Genomic DNA, 15,947 nt, shown 5'->3' with positions numbered 1-15,947 from the left:
AGTGACAAAGACATGCAAATCTCTTCCATTTATGACACATCCCCTGCACAGTGGACTGCTCGGCTGGACGGCCTGCTGCATTTTATCCGGCAGCACGGTGATCGGAGGATCACGCTCCAGGGTTACCGGGCACTGGCTACATTAACACCCGAGCAGCTTGCCCTACCTGGTGTCTCGCTGCTGATCGCTACCGTGCGCGGCCAGCATGGCCGCCAGCTCGCAGGCCTGAGCTTCGTGTCCGGCTTCGGCAAGGAAGCATGCCTTGTCGCTGTCCATCCACTCTACCGGGGAAAGCATACCGGCTCTTCGCTTCTAACGGCTCAGCTGCAACGCCTCGGCAGACTGGAATGCAGTGTCGCTAGTGACAATACCCCCAGCCTGAAGATGTGCTTCCGTGCCGGCTTGGCTGCCGTGGCTCTTACCACAGGGCCGACCGGCAAGCCTACGCTTGAGCTGCGTTCGCCCGAACATACGGGAAGTACTACCATCTCTACACAAGAAGGTGAACTACTGTGTCGCAACCCGTCTTAGGCATTCTTACGCTATATCTGAACGATGCCAAGCAGCTCGAAGAAAAAAGTGTGTATCGGAGGATGATTATTGAAGGCGGCAAGCTCGGATTGGATGTGTTTGTCTTTACGCCTATGGATGTACACGCCTCGAAAGAGCAAGTTTACGCGATGGTCTATGACCCCAAAACCGGAAAATGGTCCCGCAAGTGGCGGGCCTTGCCGGCTATGATCTTTGATCGCTGCCGTATTCAGAAAAGTGCCCGCTTTCAGCAGCTTCTTCGCTTCCGCACCCGCTACAATCATCTGACTTTTCTAAACCGGCCATTGCGTAACAAATGGACCATTCACCAAACCTTTTCGCAAAAGCAGCGTTTCCGGCAGCATCTCCCGGAGACGCTACTCTATCAGTCTTCCACTGATCTCAAACGGATGCTGAGAAGCCATCCCGTCGTCTATATCAAGCCAATTAACGGCACCGGCGGACGCGGCATTCTTCGTATCGAGAAGAAGGCCGGTGCACAAGGCATCTTCAATATTCAAGGCCGCCGGCAGAACCGCCGCATTATCTCCCCCCGCAAGGTCTCACTCTCCCAGCTTGACAGTGTAGTCCGCAAGTGGTGTATTGGAACTACCTTTCTCGCACAGCAGGGCATTCCTCTGCGTCTACCGAGCGGACGCTTCCATGATTACCGCATGCTGGTTCAGAAGAACGGGCATGGTGTATGGGAACTGACGGGGATGGCAGGGCGTGTCGGCGCGGCGCGAAGCGTGACCTCCAACCTGCATGGCGGCGGCCATGCCGTTCGGGCCGAGAAGCTGCTCAGGGGATGGCTAGGCAGTCAGGAGAGAGCTGTGAAGGTGATGAAAACGGCCGAAAAGCTAGGGATCGAAGCTGCTGCCTATCTGGAAGACTGCTTCAGCTCCCTCTGTGAGCTAGCCCTGGATCTTGCCATTGATCGTGAAGGGAAAATCTATATCCTGGAGGTCAATCCCAAACCCGCTCGTGAGGTCTTTCTCCGGTCCGGCGACATCGAAACCTACCGTAAATCGCTGGTACGACCGCTGGAATATGCGCTATGGATTCACAGGAACAAGGAAGCTCCGGCGTCTTCCAAAGTCACCGAAGAATAAGGAGGTATACTCCCTCCATTCTCCCTTCCCACTTCCTTCCTATATCACCGAAAAAGCCTCAGCCCGAAATACACGGACTGAGGCTTTTTCACCTGCATAGCTACTGTCGCTATCTTGAGTGGCCAGTACGGACAACTTCCAACTCGCGGGCTTTTCTTTCACAATCTTCGTTTTTCACAAGTAACATCCGTCTCTACACTGGTAATGCGAGAATCCGGGCGGAAGCTACTGTCGTATTTTGCAGAAAATATAGTTACAGCAGCATTAAAGCAGTCAAACTGCTTTATTCCGCATTGTCATAAAGCTCCAGCAGCTCCGCAATAGACTGGATAATCACATCGGAGCCCTTCAGCTCATCGTGACGTCCGAAGCCTGCATAGGCGCAGCCAATCACGGTCTGCCCGTTTCCTTTTCCCGCCTCTACATCGGAAGAACGGTCTCCCACCATCCATGCGCTACCAATTCCATGGTTGTCCAGCAGAATGCGCACCAGGTCAGTCTTGGTTGCTGTTCCTTGCCCCCCTGCACTGTACAAGCCCTCGAACAGGTCCTTTAATTCATGCACCACTACAATGCTGTGGATGTAGTCCTGTAGGCCGTTGCTGGCAACGAACAGACGCACCCCACGCTTTTTTAACGCCACAAGCGTCTCTGCCACCTGCGAATAAAGTAGCGTATTCCCGGCCTCAAGACCTTCAATCTCCAACTGCAGCAGCAGTTCATCCGCGCGGCGATGTACGTTCTCTCCGGCCTCCGGCATTACAATCTTCCAGATTTGATCCAGCAACATGCCGAGACTTCCAAGGATACGCTCCTCCGGTGGTGTTGGTCCTGTATATAACCCCTCCTCGCGCAATATGTCGAACATTTTGTGATAGGCCGGCAGCAGCAGACTTTCCGTCTGGAACAAGGTCCCATCCATATCGAAGATGATCGCTTCCGGCTTCTTCAGCTGTGGGATCTGAGTGTTCTGTTCAAAACTGGTCCCTTCCTGACTCATGAAGTAACTCCCTTCCAATGCTGTATTTATGCATTCTATGATATAGGAAAGTCACCGAGATAGCGAAGGATAAATCCAGCTCGCTCCTTGTTTATATCAATATAAGGTGGATCTATTATATACAGATGAATATATATTACATTTATAGATTTTATAGCTTTTATAGCTTTTATATCTTCTAGGTAGCTTCGCCAAAGCACCTGGTTTAAAAATGTTGGAGTTCACACACGGGAGGAAGCTAACGGACCGTACTGCCGTTATGTGCAAATAAAGTTGCTTGTGGAGCTTGTAACGGACTCAGAGGGCGCTATTTCCTCCCAAACAGCTGATTTGGAGCAGGATTTCTGCCCATAGCGTCTCTGGAGTCCGTTACATTCCTGAACGCTTGGCTGGATAGGCAATAAAGGCTCATGAGTCCGTTACGAGACAAAGCAACTGTTGGTGTTGGTGTTGGTGTTGGTGTTGGTGTTGGTGTTGGTGTTGGTGTTGGTGTTGGTGTTGGTGTTGGTGTTGACGCCAAATGCTGAGGTTCATGTTGAGGTAATCCACCAAAGGAGCACTCTAAGATCCCTTTTAAAGCATGACAAAAGGCCGGTCTGCAAGCACAAAACTGTGCTGCGGATCGGCCTCTTTAGGCTGAACATTTCCGGACTGACCGGAAAATGATTAGATTCTGTCGAAACTTGAAATCAGCTCATCGAGAACATCTTTGCTGACCATTTTACCTTTGAAGTTGATCAGGTTTTCCGCGCTGCCGGAGAAGATGCAGGTAGGCTCATATTTTCTAAGAATGATCTTTTCGCCATCAACGAAGATTTCGAGCGGGTCTTTTATGTCAATTCCCATTGTTCTACGCAGTTCAATTGGAATCACGATACGTCCCAGTTCATCTACTTTTCTTACAATTCCTGTTGCTTTCATATTAAGTATCCTCCCTTGAAATAACACCTAAATAATCACTAGAGTTAAAAGCTATCAAAGCTTCTATAAAGTAGTAATGATTACGCCATATCTGCATTGTAAGGTGCTATTTCTTTCCTGTCAATTTTATTTCTACATTTTTTGATATTTATCGACAACATTTTCGACAAAGATACGCGTTTATTCGACAAAGTTAAGATTTCGTAACTTATTTTATATGAAAATAGCTTTCATTGAAAGCTATTTATGGAAAATATATAAATTGAACATAAAATCTTTACATTTTAATAGGATTCAGAACCAAAATCAGCGGTTGACGCTACATTGGACCGCTACGGATTCGGAGAGTTCTTCGGGACTTTAGATCTCAGCCTAATTCCTATAGTATAATTGACAGAGTCACACCCATAACACAGGCAGGCTACAGGAGGCATAGAAAATGAATAACTCCCCCGCTTCTCCCGTTGCACAAGCGATCCGGGAACGTCGGAGTATCCGGCAATACAAGAGCACGCCTGTTCCACAGGAGCTGCTGCTCTCACTAATGAACACCGCCAACTGGGCGCCTAATCACGCGCTACGGGAGCCTTGGCGATTTATCCAATACAAGGGCGCTGCCCGGGAGACCTTTACGGAAGCCGTGCTAGGCGCCATGTCGAAAGAAGAACGGCAGAAATACGAGATTCAGCGGCGGAAGGAGTATATGACGATCCCGGTTCACCTCATTGTCGTCATGCCCGAAGACCCGCGGGACAAGCAGTGGACAGAGGACTTCGGCGCCGTGTGCAGCTGGATTCAGAGCTTCCAGCTCGCCGCATGGGAGCAGGGGCTAGGCGTCGTCTGGAAGACCAACCCCTACATGTTCGCCCCTTTCTTCCGGGAAGCCGTCGGCGTTGCTCCTGGCGAGAAAATCGTAGGCGTGCTGCATATCGGTTACCCTGAAGTGATCCCCCCAGCCAAACCACGTACTCCGGCAGAAGCTCGGCTCACGGTGCACGAATAGGCACTCCAGCCGTAGAGCTGCTTGTACCGAGCAAAAGGGTGTCTCATCACCATCGATCATGGTAAATGAGGCACCCTGTTTGTTATTGCCGCTATAGTCCAAATTCCAGAGCAAAAAGCCTTACTTCTCCCTCACCTCGCCTGACGAATCAATCTTCGCATTGTAAGAAAGCTTGTTGAGGCGCTGTATCGTCTGAGCATTGTAATCCGGCCCCATAAAATTGGGCTGACCCGCGATTATCTTCACGGGAGTGATCCTCCCCGTCATATCCGAGCCCTTGAGCTCAATGTTCAGCAGCATGGAATGAAGCGTCTTATCCCCTCCACGGGTGGAACGGTTAAACACAAAGTTGCCTAACGAATAATAGATGGGCTTGTGCTTGTAATACTCAATGCCCATCAGACAATGACTATGCGCGCCTACAATCATGTCCGCTCCACTGTCAATGATCTGCTTGGCCAGGGTGCGGGCATATTTCTCCGGATAATCCTTAAACTCTTCGTTCCAGTGGATATACACAACCGTGAAATCATTGACCTTGGATGAGGCCCTGATCTCGCTCAGCAGGGGCTCTAGCGTATACGCCGATGCCGCACCGGGGGTTGAAGGCCCCGCATACCAGGAAGGGCTGGGGAGCACACGGCTGACACCGAGCACAGCGATCCTCTTCCCTTTCACCGTCTTCACAAAGGGCTTGAATGCTTGCTTGATGTCGGCGCCTGCACCGGTATGTCCAATTCCGTATCTGTCCAGATGAACCAACGTGTCCAACATTGCCGTCCTGCCGTAATCCAGAATATGATTGTTGGCTAGAGTTACACCGTCAATGCCAGAAAAGGTCAGCCCGCTCAAAGCTGAGGGATTGGAACGAAAAACAAAACTTTTCTGTGAAGGCGTCCCCCGGACAGATACCGGTGTCTCCAGATTGGCGAAAGCCATATCTGCCTTTCGAAGGACCGGCGCGACCTTCGCAAATGGATAGTTCACCCCGTAGCGGGCAATTTGCTCGCCCACGAAGCCGTCCAGCAGGATATCGCCTGCAAAGGCCAGCTGAATACGCTGTGGTTCCGCCCCCTCTCCGTTAGCAGGAGATGCGGCCGTAACAAGTAGTAGCATAATAATCATAAGGATTGCTGATCTGCGCAACAGTTTAACCCCTCTATCTTATTGTTTCATTGCAGTTTGATGCTATTCTACTATACAAGGCACAAACTTCCAGATAAAGGGTATAAAGTCCAGTAGTCAACCTTAAACGGCCTAGGCATATGGACCTGAATAATTCATGTCTGTCAGACCTGCTGTTTTTTCAGCACAGCCCGAAAGCAATTCAAGCCACCCCAGGCTTCCGTCCGTACGGCATCCGCAGGCAGTTCAAAGTCCGTTTCGCCCCAGTACTGGAATCCCACCTCCAGCAGCAAGCCGTTCATGAGCTGGAGATTTACTGTTGGGTATTCAAAGGTCAGGATTAAGAGACCCTCATCGTTCAAAATCCGGTGGAACTCTCCCAGCGCGCGATACAGTTCCACCAGCGGCAGATGCTCCAAGACAGAGATACAGAATACTATGTCAAAATATTCATTCTCATAAGGCAGCGCTGTTAGATCAGCTTGGGCCAGATGCAGACGTGTAGTCCGTCTAGCCTGTACCTGCCATGCGGCCTCCTCCCCAATATCGCAGGAAATCTCCGCCATTATAGCATCCTTGCTGACAATTCGTGCATCCATATCACAGGCATGAACCTCCTCACAGACGCCGGTGAGGTAGAACTTAAGCGGATGGGAAATACCGCAGGCTGCATCCAGCACCACATCATGAGCGGAGACAAAGTGCGTACACCATTCATATTCATAAGGGCGACTCCACCAGGACTCCGGCAAATCATAAATCAACTTGTCGCGCCTTGCATCGGAGTTGACAAAGAAACGGGAGACATAGGGATGTTTTGGCATGGCCAGGACTCCTTTAACGGGAATTTCGGTAGTGAGAGTATATTCAAGATTCCCTGATTCATGCCTGAACCTCACATAGAGGGAGGGGACGCAGCACAAAAAGACGCTGATCCGCAAGGGTTCAGTCGTCTTTGGAAAGGGGCAGGGCCGGCATCACCTCAGGATCAGGTCCCAGCACAGCCCTGCTTTATCACACCCTACCGGGTAGTGGCTTACGTCATTAGGCTTGTTCCGCTCTAGGTATAGTACGAAATAGGCTTCGGCGCCGTACCATGTCTTTGGATCAGGTCATCCACGAGCGCCGACCATTCCGGGTCCACTGTGCAAAGCTCCGGGTGATTCTCAAACCAGGACAGTGAACGTTTGACGCCTTCGGTAAACGGAACTGTGCAGACAAAATCCGGTACCAGCGCCTTGATCTTGCTATTGTCGAATACGCTGCTCACCGCCTGGTCGCCAATCAAACCATCTGCGGTGCCGGGAGGCGTAAAAGCGGCAATGAAGTCTGTCGAGATATGCACCACCTGTGGCTCTGCGCCTGCCGCGGCGCCGAGCCCTGCATAAATCTGATTCCAGTTCAGAACCTCATCCGAGGTAATATGAATCGCTTCTCCCAGCGCTTCAGGATGTCCCAGCAGACCTACGAATCCTTTGGCAAAATCGGTGTTGTGCGTCAATGTCCACAGTGAGGTGCCATCCCCATGCACGATGATCGGCTGGCCTTTGCGGATACGGTCCACGAGCGTCCATGGATGCTCCCAGCTCGTCAGTGCTGCCGGAATCGCCGTTTCCCCGTAGGTATGGGACGGTCTTACGATGGTTACCGGGAAGCCGCTATTCCGGTATGCTTCCATTAACAACTGCTCACAGGCAATCTTGTCCCGGGAATACTGCCAGTAAGGATTCTCCATTGGCGTTTCTTCCGTCACCAGATAACTGCGCTGCGGCTTCTGGTAAGCAGAAGCGGAACTGATAAAGATATACTGCTTGGTCTTGCCGGTAAACAGCTCAATGTCGGTCTGAACATGTTCCGGTGTAAAGGCGATCCAGTCCACCACCACATCGAATTCATGGTCCTTCAGCACAGCCGCGGCCTCAGCCTTCTGGCGAATATCTCCCGTAATTACCTTCGCGCCTTCCGGCACGAATTCATCCCGTTGTCCTCTATTGAACAGATATAGCTCTATTCCTCGCTCTACAGCCAGCTTGGATACAGCCTGACTGATCTGACCCGTTCCTCCGATAAACAATACTTTCATCTGACACAGCTCCTTTTTGTAGGAAATAAGTAACAGAAATAATCATTGGAAAGTCCCTTGTCCAGATCTATAACGCGTTATCTCTTAGGGAAGAAAGTGCTGCCGTACGCTGCCTTTACCCTCGAATACCTCTATCTCGGCATAAGCTCCGTTAATAAGTGTCAGCTGCGGCGGGACATGCCCGAAATCCACCTCATAAATCACGGGTACGCCCAATTCTTCGGCAAGCTCTCTATACATGTCCTCGGCTGTATATCCATCAAACGGAGTATTAGCCGCACTTCTGCCGAACAATAGTCCCGAGCTGTTACGGAACCAGCCTGCCAGCTTCATCTGTACGAGGGAACGACGCAAGTCTGCAGCGTTCAGCTCGCAATTTTCCAGATACCACAGAATAGGCTCGTCATGGATGACCCCCTTCTGAAATGATTCCACATCGCCATATGGTGTGCCGATCAGATGACGGATAACATCCACACAGCCACCAAGCAATCTTCCTTTGACCGTTTCCGGTGATCCTGAGACTGTCTTCCATTTCACGGGTTCCGTCAGATTGAAGACACTTGACGAGGGTTCACTCTGCTTCTTCTCTTTATGATAACGGGGAGCAGAGTGCTGAATATTGGAGCCCTCTGCCTTCGTTGACAGCACGGACAGCCATTGCCCGGTAGTCTCATCGCTAAACTCTCCCCGTAAATCATAGAAGCATGCCCCATGGGCTGTAGCCAGACCTGTCTTCAGGGTCACCGCCAGCAGCAACGTGCTTATATCCGAATAACCCATAATCCATTTGCTTTGGCGTTCAATCTCTTCGAAATCGACAAACTCCAGCATCTCAATCAGCAGCTCGCCGCCCCAAGGCGGAAAAATCATCCCAATGGCTTCATCTCCCATCATGGCATTGAACTCTTTGCCACGCACCGGAGCTGGGGCTGACTTAGCCTTATGCTGTGTCCATACGGTATCTCCACAGACGACCTTAAAACCTTTCTCTTCCATACGCTCACAAGCTAACTTGAACAGATCATGACCTTTTGCACTCACGCCTGATGAAGGCGCTGTCACTCCTACTGTTGCGTTCTTCTCTAAAAATGGATATCTGATCATTTGTCTTCCTCCCGGGTCCATAAATCGGCCCTTTTCCCACTGTGATTGTCTTTCGTCTAAGCAAAGCTGCGGAAATAGAATAAAATAAACTTAATTATACGACCTTTTGCAGAGGTTTGAAAATCGGTTGAGGGGGAGAACGCCGAATGCCCAAGATAACAGTATTAATGTCGGCTTATAACACCAGGCCTTATATTAAAAATGCGGTGGATAGTATACTGAATCAGACTTGCCGCGACTTTGAATTTCTGATCATCGACGACTGCTCCACCGACGGTACACTGGAATATCTCCGGAGCCTGGAAGATCCGCGAATTCGTCTCATTACCCACGATTCCAACAAAGGGCTGGTTTATTGTCTTAATGAAGGACTGGACTTGTCCACAGGTGAATATATTGCGAGAATGGACAGCGACGATATCAGCGCGCCCCATCGTTTTGAGAGACAGCTACGGTATATGGAAGACCACCCCGAGGTCGGCGTGCTCGGCACCTTCATCACCCTTTTTCACAATGGAGAGCTCGTCTCCAAACCTACAAGTCATGAAGATATTCGCTGCTGGCAGCTTTTCTATTGCTGTGTTGGACATCCTACCGTATTTATGCGGAGCAGCGTACTGAAGGAGCATGACATCCACTACAATCCAGGCTTTACACATGCCGAGGACTATGAATTCTGGAGCCGGCTGTCGGAACTCACACGGATCGAGAACCTGCCCGAATACCTTTTCTCCTATCGTGTGCATGAGGGGCAAATCTCTACCCAGCAGCAGCAGGCCCAGCGTCTGACGGCAGACCGGGTGCGCAGGATGCTACTGTATAACCTGGGTGTCTTTCCTACCGAGGAAGAATTCGACATTCACATGCAATTCTATCGGCGTACCATTCCTGTTCATGATTATGAGGGCTATTCACGAGCGCTCGCCTGGGCGCATAAGCTGCTAGATCGAAACCAGGCGACCGGAATCTATGATCAAGAGACCCTTAACCGTATTCTGTCCACCTGCTTTACCTGGTCGGAAATCGCATGAATAACGCTTTAAAGAGGCTGTCCTGCGCTTTCTAGACTACCATAGGATGTAAAAAGAGGGGGTGCCCCGGCACCCCCTCTTTTATATGATTGCGGCTATCCCGCCGCCCTAGTTTGCATGCTATAGGCTTTTTCGTACATAAGAAATTGCGTCAGTAAGAATGGTCACCCGAGTGTCTTCCGCACCGTCTCTCTTAATTACGGTAAAGGTATCATCCGCGGATACAAGCTCACCGGTAAAGGTTTCCACTGCCGTTTCTACCTGAATGCTTTGCCCTACATATGCTGCGATCTTCTTGGAAAAACTCATTCTGCTTCCACCTCCGCTGGAATGCTAGGCTGAAACGCCAGTGTATTCCGGAAATTGACGATTACACTCGCGCCTCCCTCTTCGGTAAGCGCTGCATATCCGCTTCCAACTTCAGTTACAATCCCTTCAACGATTTCCCGGTTTGTTGTGATCAGCACATTGTTACCAATGTTCTCACGGGCCAGCTCTACGAACGGGACAACGCTGATTCGGCCCAAAACGCCCAGGATGCCACCGATTACATTGCTGCGTGCGGATGGCGTTCCAGCAGATGAAGCCTTGGCAGATGACGTACCGGACGCCGAATCGGCCGATGCAGGCTCACTAGCGGTTTGAGCCGGCTGGTCGGAGCCTGTCTTCAGAAAGTCTGCGATGCTTTTAGGAACAACATTATCCTTACCCAGAAGCTGGGACAGCAGGCCCGGCCGGGCCACTTTCTCGATCAGCCCTGTCAAATCCTCCAATTTAAACTGTGCCGCCATTCGTTCAAACCTCCATTTATATAGAAGATATGAAGCTTTCATTTCCCCTGCCAATTCAACCAGTTAATGCATAGAAGAGGCTGCCCCGCAGTCAGATACGACCTTGTGGGACAGCCCCTCGTCAGCCTATAGACGGCGTTAGCGTAACTGGCTGCCTATCAACTTTTGTACAGCAGCAAGCACATTATTTCCGTTCAGATTTAACGAACCCAAGAACGGCTGAACCTGAGTCTTTGCTTGCTCAAGGGTGCGGCTAAGCTCCCCAACTACTGCGTTCACATCCACATTAGAACCTGTAAACGAAGATTGCAGGTTGCGGAGTCTGCCGAAGACATCGTCCACAAATTGACCAGCGGAAACACTGCTTACTCCGCCATCTACTTTACCAATTGCACTCAACAGCTCGGATTTTGTAGCTTCATCCAAGTTCAGAGCGGCCATTTCGTCTTGCAATTGATTGAAGCTGGCTTGATCAATGTTGTCGCTCGCTGCCGTATCCACTTTGGATTGAACGGAACCCAGCTTTCTAAGCAATTGCCCCACCACATTGTCATCTTTCAAGACCAGCCCCTGTGCTTTCTCCAGCAACTGCGCCAGTTTGGCTTCCACATCACTCATCCTTATCCCTCCTTTCCTGCTGCTATATTATGCAAGAATCAGAGGTGTGCTTGGATGGATACATATTTCCTGAAATTAATAGGTCTATGGATTATTGCCAGTTTCAGGACCCTACCTTTTACCATATGCTGTCACAAACTTGTTTCTTCTATTAGCAATGAGAGGAAGAGTTTTATGAATACAGGCGAAGGAGGAAAGGAAAATCAATGATGCCCGCGCAGCAACAGGCAGATACCGCATTCTGGAGGAACAAGAAAGTATTCATCACCGGACACACAGGCTTTAAGGGAACCTGGTTGTCTCTGTGGCTACATTCCCTTGGCGCCTCAGTAACCGGGTATGCTCTGAAGCCTCCCACCAATCCGAACCTGTACCATATTTGCCGCATGGATGAACTGGTTACTTCTTATTTGGATGATATCCGGAATTCTGCTTCCTTATCCAATGCCCTTGCGCAGACTGCCCCCGATGTTGTGATTCATATGGCGGCCCAACCGCTCGTCCGTGAATCCTACATCCATCCTGCCGCTACCTTCGAGATTAATATGATGGGAACTGTGAATGTGCTTGAGGCGGTCCGCAAAGCCGTAACGCAGGGGAGCCCGATCCGGGCTGTTCTGAACGTAACCACAGACAAGTGTTATGACAACCGGAACTGGAGCTGGGGATACAGGGAGAGCGACCGCCTCGGCGGCAGTGATCCCTACTCCGGCAGCAAAGCCTGCTCGGAACTGATTACAGATAGCTACCGCAGAGCCTTCTTCCTGCCGGGGAGCGGTGCCGCTCAGGTCGCTGTCGCATCAGCCAGAGCCGGCAATGTCATTGGGGGTGGAGACTGGAGTAAGGAACGCCTGATTCCCGATGTTGTCCGGGCCGTCCTGAGCCAGAAAGCTGTCCAGATCCGCTATCCGCAGGCAGTCCGGCCCTGGCAGCATGTGCTTGAGCCGCTACACGGATATTTGCTGTTAGCGCAAAAACTGGTCGAGTCCGGTCCCCCTTATGATCAGGGATGGAACTTCGGCCCCGATGACGCCCACTCCGTGGAGCAACTGGTTCGCCAGTTATGCAACCTATGGGGAGAAGGGGCTAACTATGTTGTCGACCAGGAGACCACCCATCCGCCTGAGGCTCATTATTTACGACTGGACTCGTCAATGGCGAAGCAGGAGCTTGGGTGGACTCCGCGCTGGAATCTGGAGACGGCGCTGGCCCGGACCGTGGAATGGTACAAAGCGGACCAGCACCAGGAAGACATGCGTCAGGTCAGCCTGCAACAGATCCGCGATTATATGAAAGGAGTACAAGGCGGATGATCATCAAGCCAGGCAGACTGCAGGGAATTTATGAAATCAGCCTTAGTCCGAGGAGCGACCACCGCGGCCATTTCACGCGGATTTATGATCAACAGTTATTCAAGGAGCATGGGTTGGACTGGAACTGGGTTCAGGAGAACCGCTCATTTTCAGCCAAGAAAGGAACGATCAGGGGAATGCATCTGCAGTATGGCGAGCATGCGGAAACGAAGCTCATCCGGGTAACCCAAGGTGCCATCTTCGATGTCTTTGTAGATCTCAGGCCTGATTCCCCTTCATTTGGCTGCTGGGACTCTATACTGCTGACGGAAAGCAACAACAAGATGGTATATATCGGCAAAGGATTCGGTCATGGATTCTGCACGCTTCAGGACGATTGTGAAGTTGTGTACAAAGTAGACCGCTGCTATGCCCCACAGCATGAAGGCGGCGTACGCTGGAACGACGAGACGCTGCGAATTACCTGGCCGATTCTGAGGCCGGTTATGTCAGACAGGGATATGCTGCTTCCCACCTTGGAGGAATTCAAGCGTCGTTTAGACCAAAATTAAAGGAGCGATCAGGCATATGCAACCACTCGTTAGTATTTTGATTCCCACGTACAACCGGCCCGACTATTTTGAACAGGCCCTAAGAAGTGCTCTTGCCCAAACCTATTCCAACTTTGAAATCGTCATTAGTGATAACAGTGACAACACGGAGACTGAACAGGTCGTGGCACGCTACCTGGCACATCCGAATGGCTCCAAAATACGCTACCACCGAAACCCCAAGAACATCGGCCCTATTGCCAACCAGCAGCAATGTCTCAATCTTGCGAACGGTGAGTACATCAATTATTTAAATGATGATGATCTGTTCCATCCGCAAAAAATCGAAAAAATGATAAATTTCATCCTGGGACACGCTGGTGTAGTCCTTGTCAGTTCCCAGCGGAGAGTCATTGATGCCAACGGCAAGCAAATTTATGTCCCGCCGGTCTTAACCTTCAGGAAATTCTCTACCCGGGATACCGTAATCAACGGCCGGGTGCTGACAGAGAAGATGCTGCGCAACCAGACCAATTATCTCGGCGAGCCTACCACTGTACTGTTCAAGCGCAGTGCGCTGACAGAGCCTTTCGGTGTGCTTGCGGGTAAACAGGTCTTCTTCGCCGTGGATATGGCCAGCTGGGTCAATCTGATGACACAAGGCAATGCAGCGATTCTGGTTCAACCGCTTAGCTATCTCCGCTATCATTCCACACAGTTGTCACAGCATAAATACGCTAGAAAGGTCGGGGAGTTGGATATCAAGACCTTTGAACGATTCGCCAAAATCCATGGATATATCCAATAACAAACGAAGGGATTGTTCTGTATGAAGGAGATCCTGCGGACCTACAAGCACGCAGATGCTAGGCAAACTTCCTCTTACTGTATCCCTATTGTAGTCAATGGTACCGTGCGCGGCAGATTACGTCCCATCACTGCAGAGGTTATTCACAACTCTGAGGAGATCACTCAACTCACGGAATGGAGAAGTTCTTCCTCCTCCTGGTTCACTACCCAATTCCCGGGGTCCGAAGATGGAACCCGGCGCTGGCTGGAGCATCAGGTGCTTGGCGCAGACGACCGGATTCTTTTCTTTGTCGAGGATGAAGAACACGCTCCTGTAGGACAGGTAGGCTTACTGAATTACAATGAAGCTGCCAAAAGCTGTGAGTTCGACAATCTCCTGCGGGGACGCAAAGGCGCATTCGGGAATATTATGATCCACGCCCTCATTGCACTCGGAGAATGGAGTATTGAGGTACTGGGCGTCGAGACCGCTTGTATTCACGTGCTAGGAGACAATTACCGGGCGATGCGTATCTACAAGGGGCTGGGGGCGGTGGAATCGGAACGGGTACCTCTGCTCAAAGTGGAGGAAGAAGGCGTCATTCGCTGGGTTCCAGCCTCCCTTCCTCTGACCGAAGCGCCGGAGCGGGAACTGGTGACCATGACCATTACACGCGAGGCCTTCAGACAAATAATGAGTGCCGCATTCCATAAAAGATAAGGTGGGTATCACATGAAAATCAGACTGTTCAAGCCTTCTGTCGGTGAGGAGGAGTTGGCAAGCATCAAAGACTCGTTTGACAGCGCATGGCTTGGTCTGGGACCCAAGGTTGCCGAATTTGAGCGGCAATGGAGCCGCTATGTCGGCTCACAAGAATCTGTGGGCGTCAATTCCTGTACAGCTGCGCTTCATCTGGCGCTGTCTGCTTATCGATTCCCGGAGGGAAAAAAGGTGCTTGTGCCTGCACTAACCTTCGCCGCCACTGCCATGGCTGCACTATATAACCGCCTTATTCCCGTATTCGTAGATATCGACGAACACACACTGGGCCTGGATCTTGCAGATCTGGAACGAAAATATGACAAGGACTGCGTGGCTGTCATGCCGGTGCATTTCGGTGGACATCCTGTGCCTATGGACAATCTGGTGTCTTGGGCCAAGGCACGCGGCCTGAAGGTGATTGAGGACTGCGCGCACTCCGCTGGCGGCAAGTATAAAGGCAAGACGCTCGGTACCTGGGGAGATATCGGATGCTACAGCTTTGAGGAGAAAAAATGCATGACCACCGGCGACGGCGGGATGATCTCCTCAGACGATGCCGAGCTACTGAAGCCGCTCCGTCATTCGCGCTGGATTGGCATCAACAAAGATACCTGGGAGCGTTATGAGGAGTATCAGCTAGGTCAGCCTGATGTGAACAGCTGGTATTACGAGATCTCGGATATCGGCTACAAATATAATATGAATGATCTTATGGCCTCTATCGGCCTTGTTCAGCTCGGCAAGCTCGATCGTATGAACCGTAGAAGAGAAGAGATTATAGGACAGTACACTGCGGGGATTCAAGGCTTGACGAAGGTAACATCCGCCATTCCTTATGATCTTCACGACTCCTCATACTGGGCCTTTGTTGTACGGGTTCAGGAGCGGGAGCGGTTTATCGCCGCCATGCAGGCCCGCGGCATCGCTACTGGTGTTCACTATATGCCACTGCCGATGCAGCCTCTGTTCATGAAATACGCTTCGGAGAATCCGGTGGCCACCAGGATCTGGCGTGAACTTGTGACTCTTCCGCTGTTCCCTGACCTGACACCGGAAGAGGTCGAATATGTGATCTCAGCCGTTCAGGCGTACCAATAAGCGTAACCGGCACGACCATGTTCTGAAAAAGGATTGACCACCTTCTACGCCCGTCCCCCGGGACGGCAAAGCAGGGGTCAATCCTTTTTTGGCTGGAGGCGGGATCATTCCACCGCCTCCTATGTGCCAGCC

19 protein-coding genes are annotated in these 15,947 nt (G+C 51.0%); 9 read left to right on the top strand and 10 right to left on the bottom strand.

Annotation, left to right across the window (positions count from 1 at the left end; all coding sequences use genetic code 11):
• The first annotated feature begins 12 nt into the window (after nt 1-12).
• The gene (locus HPT30_RS26305; protein ID WP_175374243.1) at nt 13-531 is read left to right on the top strand and encodes a GNAT family N-acetyltransferase; all 519 of its coding nucleotides are present in this window, start codon (nt 13-15) and stop codon (nt 529-531) included.
• The gene (locus HPT30_RS26300; protein WP_175374242.1) at nt 513-1,643 is read left to right on the top strand and encodes a YheC/YheD family endospore coat-associated protein; all 1,131 of its coding nucleotides are present in this window, start codon (nt 513-515) and stop codon (nt 1,641-1,643) included. Before HPT30_RS26305 ends, HPT30_RS26300 begins: the two co-directional genes overlap by 19 nt.
• Before the next feature lie 283 nt (nt 1,644-1,926).
• Here the strand turns inward: HPT30_RS26300 and HPT30_RS26295 are convergent, their stop codons facing one another.
• The 3 genes from HPT30_RS26295 to HPT30_RS26285 form a co-directional block, all read right to left on the bottom strand.
• Nucleotides 1,927-2,643 carry an HAD family hydrolase gene (locus HPT30_RS26295; RefSeq protein ID WP_175374241.1) on the bottom strand — a complete coding sequence of 239 codons (717 nt, stop codon included), beginning with the start codon at nt 2,641-2,643 and terminating at the stop codon, nt 1,927-1,929.
• A 307-nt stretch (nt 2,644-2,950) separates the two neighbouring features.
• On the bottom strand, nt 2,951-3,163 hold the full coding sequence (locus tag HPT30_RS26290) for a hypothetical protein (protein WP_175374240.1): 213 nt from the start codon (nt 3,161-3,163) through the stop codon (nt 2,951-2,953).
• A 146-nt stretch (nt 3,164-3,309) separates the two neighbouring features.
• On the bottom strand, nt 3,310-3,564 hold the full coding sequence (locus HPT30_RS26285; protein ID WP_066374154.1) for an AbrB/MazE/SpoVT family DNA-binding domain-containing protein: 255 nt from the start codon (nt 3,562-3,564) through the stop codon (nt 3,310-3,312).
• 439 nt (nt 3,565-4,003) lie between these two features.
• Here HPT30_RS26285 and HPT30_RS26280 point away from each other — a divergent pair, with 439 nt between their 5' ends.
• Nucleotides 4,004-4,567: a nitroreductase family protein gene (locus HPT30_RS26280; protein ID WP_175374239.1), complete on the top strand. Its 564-nt coding sequence runs from the start codon at nt 4,004-4,006 to the stop codon at nt 4,565-4,567.
• Nucleotides 4,568-4,687: 120 nt separating this feature from the next.
• Here HPT30_RS26280 and HPT30_RS26275 read toward each other — a convergent pair whose 3' ends face one another.
• The 4 genes from HPT30_RS26275 to HPT30_RS26260 form a co-directional block, all read right to left on the bottom strand.
• Nucleotides 4,688-5,692 (bottom strand): CapA family protein, encoded by a 1,005-nt coding sequence (locus HPT30_RS26275; protein WP_175374312.1) that lies wholly within the window; start codon nt 5,690-5,692, stop codon nt 4,688-4,690.
• A gap of 164 nt (nt 5,693-5,856) precedes the next feature.
• Nucleotides 5,857-6,516, bottom strand: coding sequence for a class I SAM-dependent methyltransferase (locus HPT30_RS26270; RefSeq protein ID WP_175374238.1), 660 nt, complete (start codon nt 6,514-6,516; stop codon nt 5,857-5,859).
• A 236-nt stretch (nt 6,517-6,752) separates the two neighbouring features.
• The gene (locus HPT30_RS26265) at nt 6,753-7,775 is read right to left on the bottom strand and encodes an SDR family oxidoreductase (protein WP_175374237.1); all 1,023 of its coding nucleotides are present in this window, start codon (nt 7,773-7,775) and stop codon (nt 6,753-6,755) included.
• An 84-nt stretch (nt 7,776-7,859) separates the two neighbouring features.
• Entirely contained in the window at nt 7,860-8,882 is a 1,023-nt protein-coding gene (locus tag HPT30_RS26260; RefSeq protein WP_175374236.1) for a S66 family peptidase, read from the bottom strand.
• 146 nt (nt 8,883-9,028) lie between these two features.
• On the opposite strand from HPT30_RS26260, the gene HPT30_RS26255 reads away from it, so the two are divergent.
• Nucleotides 9,029-9,913 (top strand): glycosyltransferase family 2 protein, encoded by an 885-nt coding sequence (locus HPT30_RS26255; protein ID WP_175374235.1) that lies wholly within the window; start codon nt 9,029-9,031, stop codon nt 9,911-9,913.
• Nucleotides 9,914-10,033: 120 nt separating this feature from the next.
• Here HPT30_RS26255 and HPT30_RS26250 read toward each other — a convergent pair whose 3' ends face one another.
• From HPT30_RS26250 to HPT30_RS26240, 3 genes are all read right to left on the bottom strand, one after another.
• Entirely contained in the window at nt 10,034-10,222 is a 189-nt protein-coding gene (locus HPT30_RS26250; protein WP_175374234.1) for a hypothetical protein, read from the bottom strand.
• Nucleotides 10,219-10,704, bottom strand: a complete 486-nt coding sequence (locus tag HPT30_RS26245; protein ID WP_175374233.1) for a hypothetical protein — start codon at nt 10,702-10,704, stop codon at nt 10,219-10,221. The genes HPT30_RS26250 and HPT30_RS26245 overlap by 4 nt, the downstream gene beginning before the upstream one ends.
• A 138-nt stretch (nt 10,705-10,842) precedes the next feature.
• On the bottom strand, nt 10,843-11,322 hold the full coding sequence (locus HPT30_RS26240) for a hypothetical protein (protein ID WP_175374232.1): 480 nt from the start codon (nt 11,320-11,322) through the stop codon (nt 10,843-10,845).
• 206 nt (nt 11,323-11,528) lie between these two features.
• Between HPT30_RS26240 and rfbG the strand changes: the two genes are divergently transcribed.
• The 5 genes from rfbG to HPT30_RS26215 are packed head-to-tail and all read left to right on the top strand — an operon-like array spanning nt 11,529 to nt 15,815.
• Nucleotides 11,529-12,635 (top strand): CDP-glucose 4,6-dehydratase, encoded by a 1,107-nt coding sequence (gene rfbG, locus HPT30_RS26235; RefSeq protein ID WP_246317458.1) that lies wholly within the window; start codon nt 11,529-11,531, stop codon nt 12,633-12,635.
• Nucleotides 12,632-13,186 (top strand): dTDP-4-dehydrorhamnose 3,5-epimerase, encoded by a 555-nt coding sequence (rfbC, locus tag HPT30_RS26230; protein WP_175374231.1) that lies wholly within the window; start codon nt 12,632-12,634, stop codon nt 13,184-13,186. The genes rfbG and rfbC overlap by 4 nt, the downstream gene beginning before the upstream one ends.
• A gap of 16 nt (nt 13,187-13,202) precedes the next feature.
• A complete protein-coding gene (locus tag HPT30_RS26225; RefSeq protein ID WP_175374230.1) occupies nt 13,203-13,973 on the top strand; it encodes a glycosyltransferase family 2 protein in 771 nt (256 codons plus the stop codon).
• Nucleotides 13,974-13,994: 21 nt separating this feature from the next.
• Entirely contained in the window at nt 13,995-14,675 is a 681-nt protein-coding gene (locus HPT30_RS26220; RefSeq protein WP_175374229.1) for a GNAT family N-acetyltransferase, read from the top strand.
• Nucleotides 14,676-14,687: 12 nt separating this feature from the next.
• Nucleotides 14,688-15,815 carry a DegT/DnrJ/EryC1/StrS family aminotransferase gene (locus HPT30_RS26215; protein WP_175374228.1) on the top strand — a complete coding sequence of 376 codons (1,128 nt, stop codon included), beginning with the start codon at nt 14,688-14,690 and terminating at the stop codon, nt 15,813-15,815.
• Nucleotides 15,816-15,947 lie beyond the last annotated feature (132 nt).

The organism is Paenibacillus agri, from assembly GCF_013359945.1.
Taxonomy (GTDB): domain Bacteria; phylum Bacillota; class Bacilli; order Paenibacillales; family Paenibacillaceae; genus Paenibacillus_AQ; species Paenibacillus_AQ agri.
This window is presented reverse-complemented; position numbering and strand designations above follow the sequence as displayed.

What these genes read in the sequence shown, in the direction of transcription:
- HPT30_RS26260 (WP_175374236.1), bottom strand. Translation starts at nt 8,882, where the DNA reads ATGATCAGATATCCATTTTTAGAGAAGAACGCAACAGTAGGAGTGACA.
- HPT30_RS26245 (WP_175374233.1), bottom strand. Translation starts at nt 10,704, where the DNA reads ATGGCGGCACAGTTTAAATTGGAGGATTTGACAGGGCTGATCGAGAAA.
- rfbG (WP_246317458.1), top strand. Translation starts at nt 11,529, where the DNA reads ATGATGCCCGCGCAGCAACAGGCAGATACCGCATTCTGGAGGAACAAG.
- HPT30_RS26250 (WP_175374234.1), bottom strand. Translation starts at nt 10,222, where the DNA reads ATGAGTTTTTCCAAGAAGATCGCAGCATATGTAGGGCAAAGCATTCAG.
- HPT30_RS26240 (WP_175374232.1), bottom strand. Translation starts at nt 11,322, where the DNA reads ATGAGTGATGTGGAAGCCAAACTGGCGCAGTTGCTGGAGAAAGCACAG.
- HPT30_RS26280 (WP_175374239.1), top strand. Translation starts at nt 4,004, where the DNA reads ATGAATAACTCCCCCGCTTCTCCCGTTGCACAAGCGATCCGGGAACGT.
- HPT30_RS26295 (WP_175374241.1), bottom strand. Translation starts at nt 2,643, where the DNA reads ATGAGTCAGGAAGGGACCAGTTTTGAACAGAACACTCAGATCCCACAG.
- HPT30_RS26305 (WP_175374243.1), top strand. Translation starts at nt 13, where the DNA reads ATGCAAATCTCTTCCATTTATGACACATCCCCTGCACAGTGGACTGCT.
- HPT30_RS26215 (WP_175374228.1), top strand. Translation starts at nt 14,688, where the DNA reads ATGAAAATCAGACTGTTCAAGCCTTCTGTCGGTGAGGAGGAGTTGGCA.
- HPT30_RS26265 (WP_175374237.1), bottom strand. Translation starts at nt 7,775, where the DNA reads ATGAAAGTATTGTTTATCGGAGGAACGGGTCAGATCAGTCAGGCTGTA.
- HPT30_RS26270 (WP_175374238.1), bottom strand. Translation starts at nt 6,516, where the DNA reads ATGCCAAAACATCCCTATGTCTCCCGTTTCTTTGTCAACTCCGATGCA.
- HPT30_RS26285 (WP_066374154.1), bottom strand. Translation starts at nt 3,564, where the DNA reads ATGAAAGCAACAGGAATTGTAAGAAAAGTAGATGAACTGGGACGTATC.
- HPT30_RS26275 (WP_175374312.1), bottom strand. Translation starts at nt 5,692, where the DNA reads ATGATTATTATGCTACTACTTGTTACGGCCGCATCTCCTGCTAACGGA.
- rfbC (WP_175374231.1), top strand. Translation starts at nt 12,632, where the DNA reads ATGATCATCAAGCCAGGCAGACTGCAGGGAATTTATGAAATCAGCCTT.
- HPT30_RS26255 (WP_175374235.1), top strand. Translation starts at nt 9,029, where the DNA reads ATGCCCAAGATAACAGTATTAATGTCGGCTTATAACACCAGGCCTTAT.
- HPT30_RS26220 (WP_175374229.1), top strand. Translation starts at nt 13,995, where the DNA reads ATGAAGGAGATCCTGCGGACCTACAAGCACGCAGATGCTAGGCAAACT.
- HPT30_RS26225 (WP_175374230.1), top strand. Translation starts at nt 13,203, where the DNA reads ATGCAACCACTCGTTAGTATTTTGATTCCCACGTACAACCGGCCCGAC.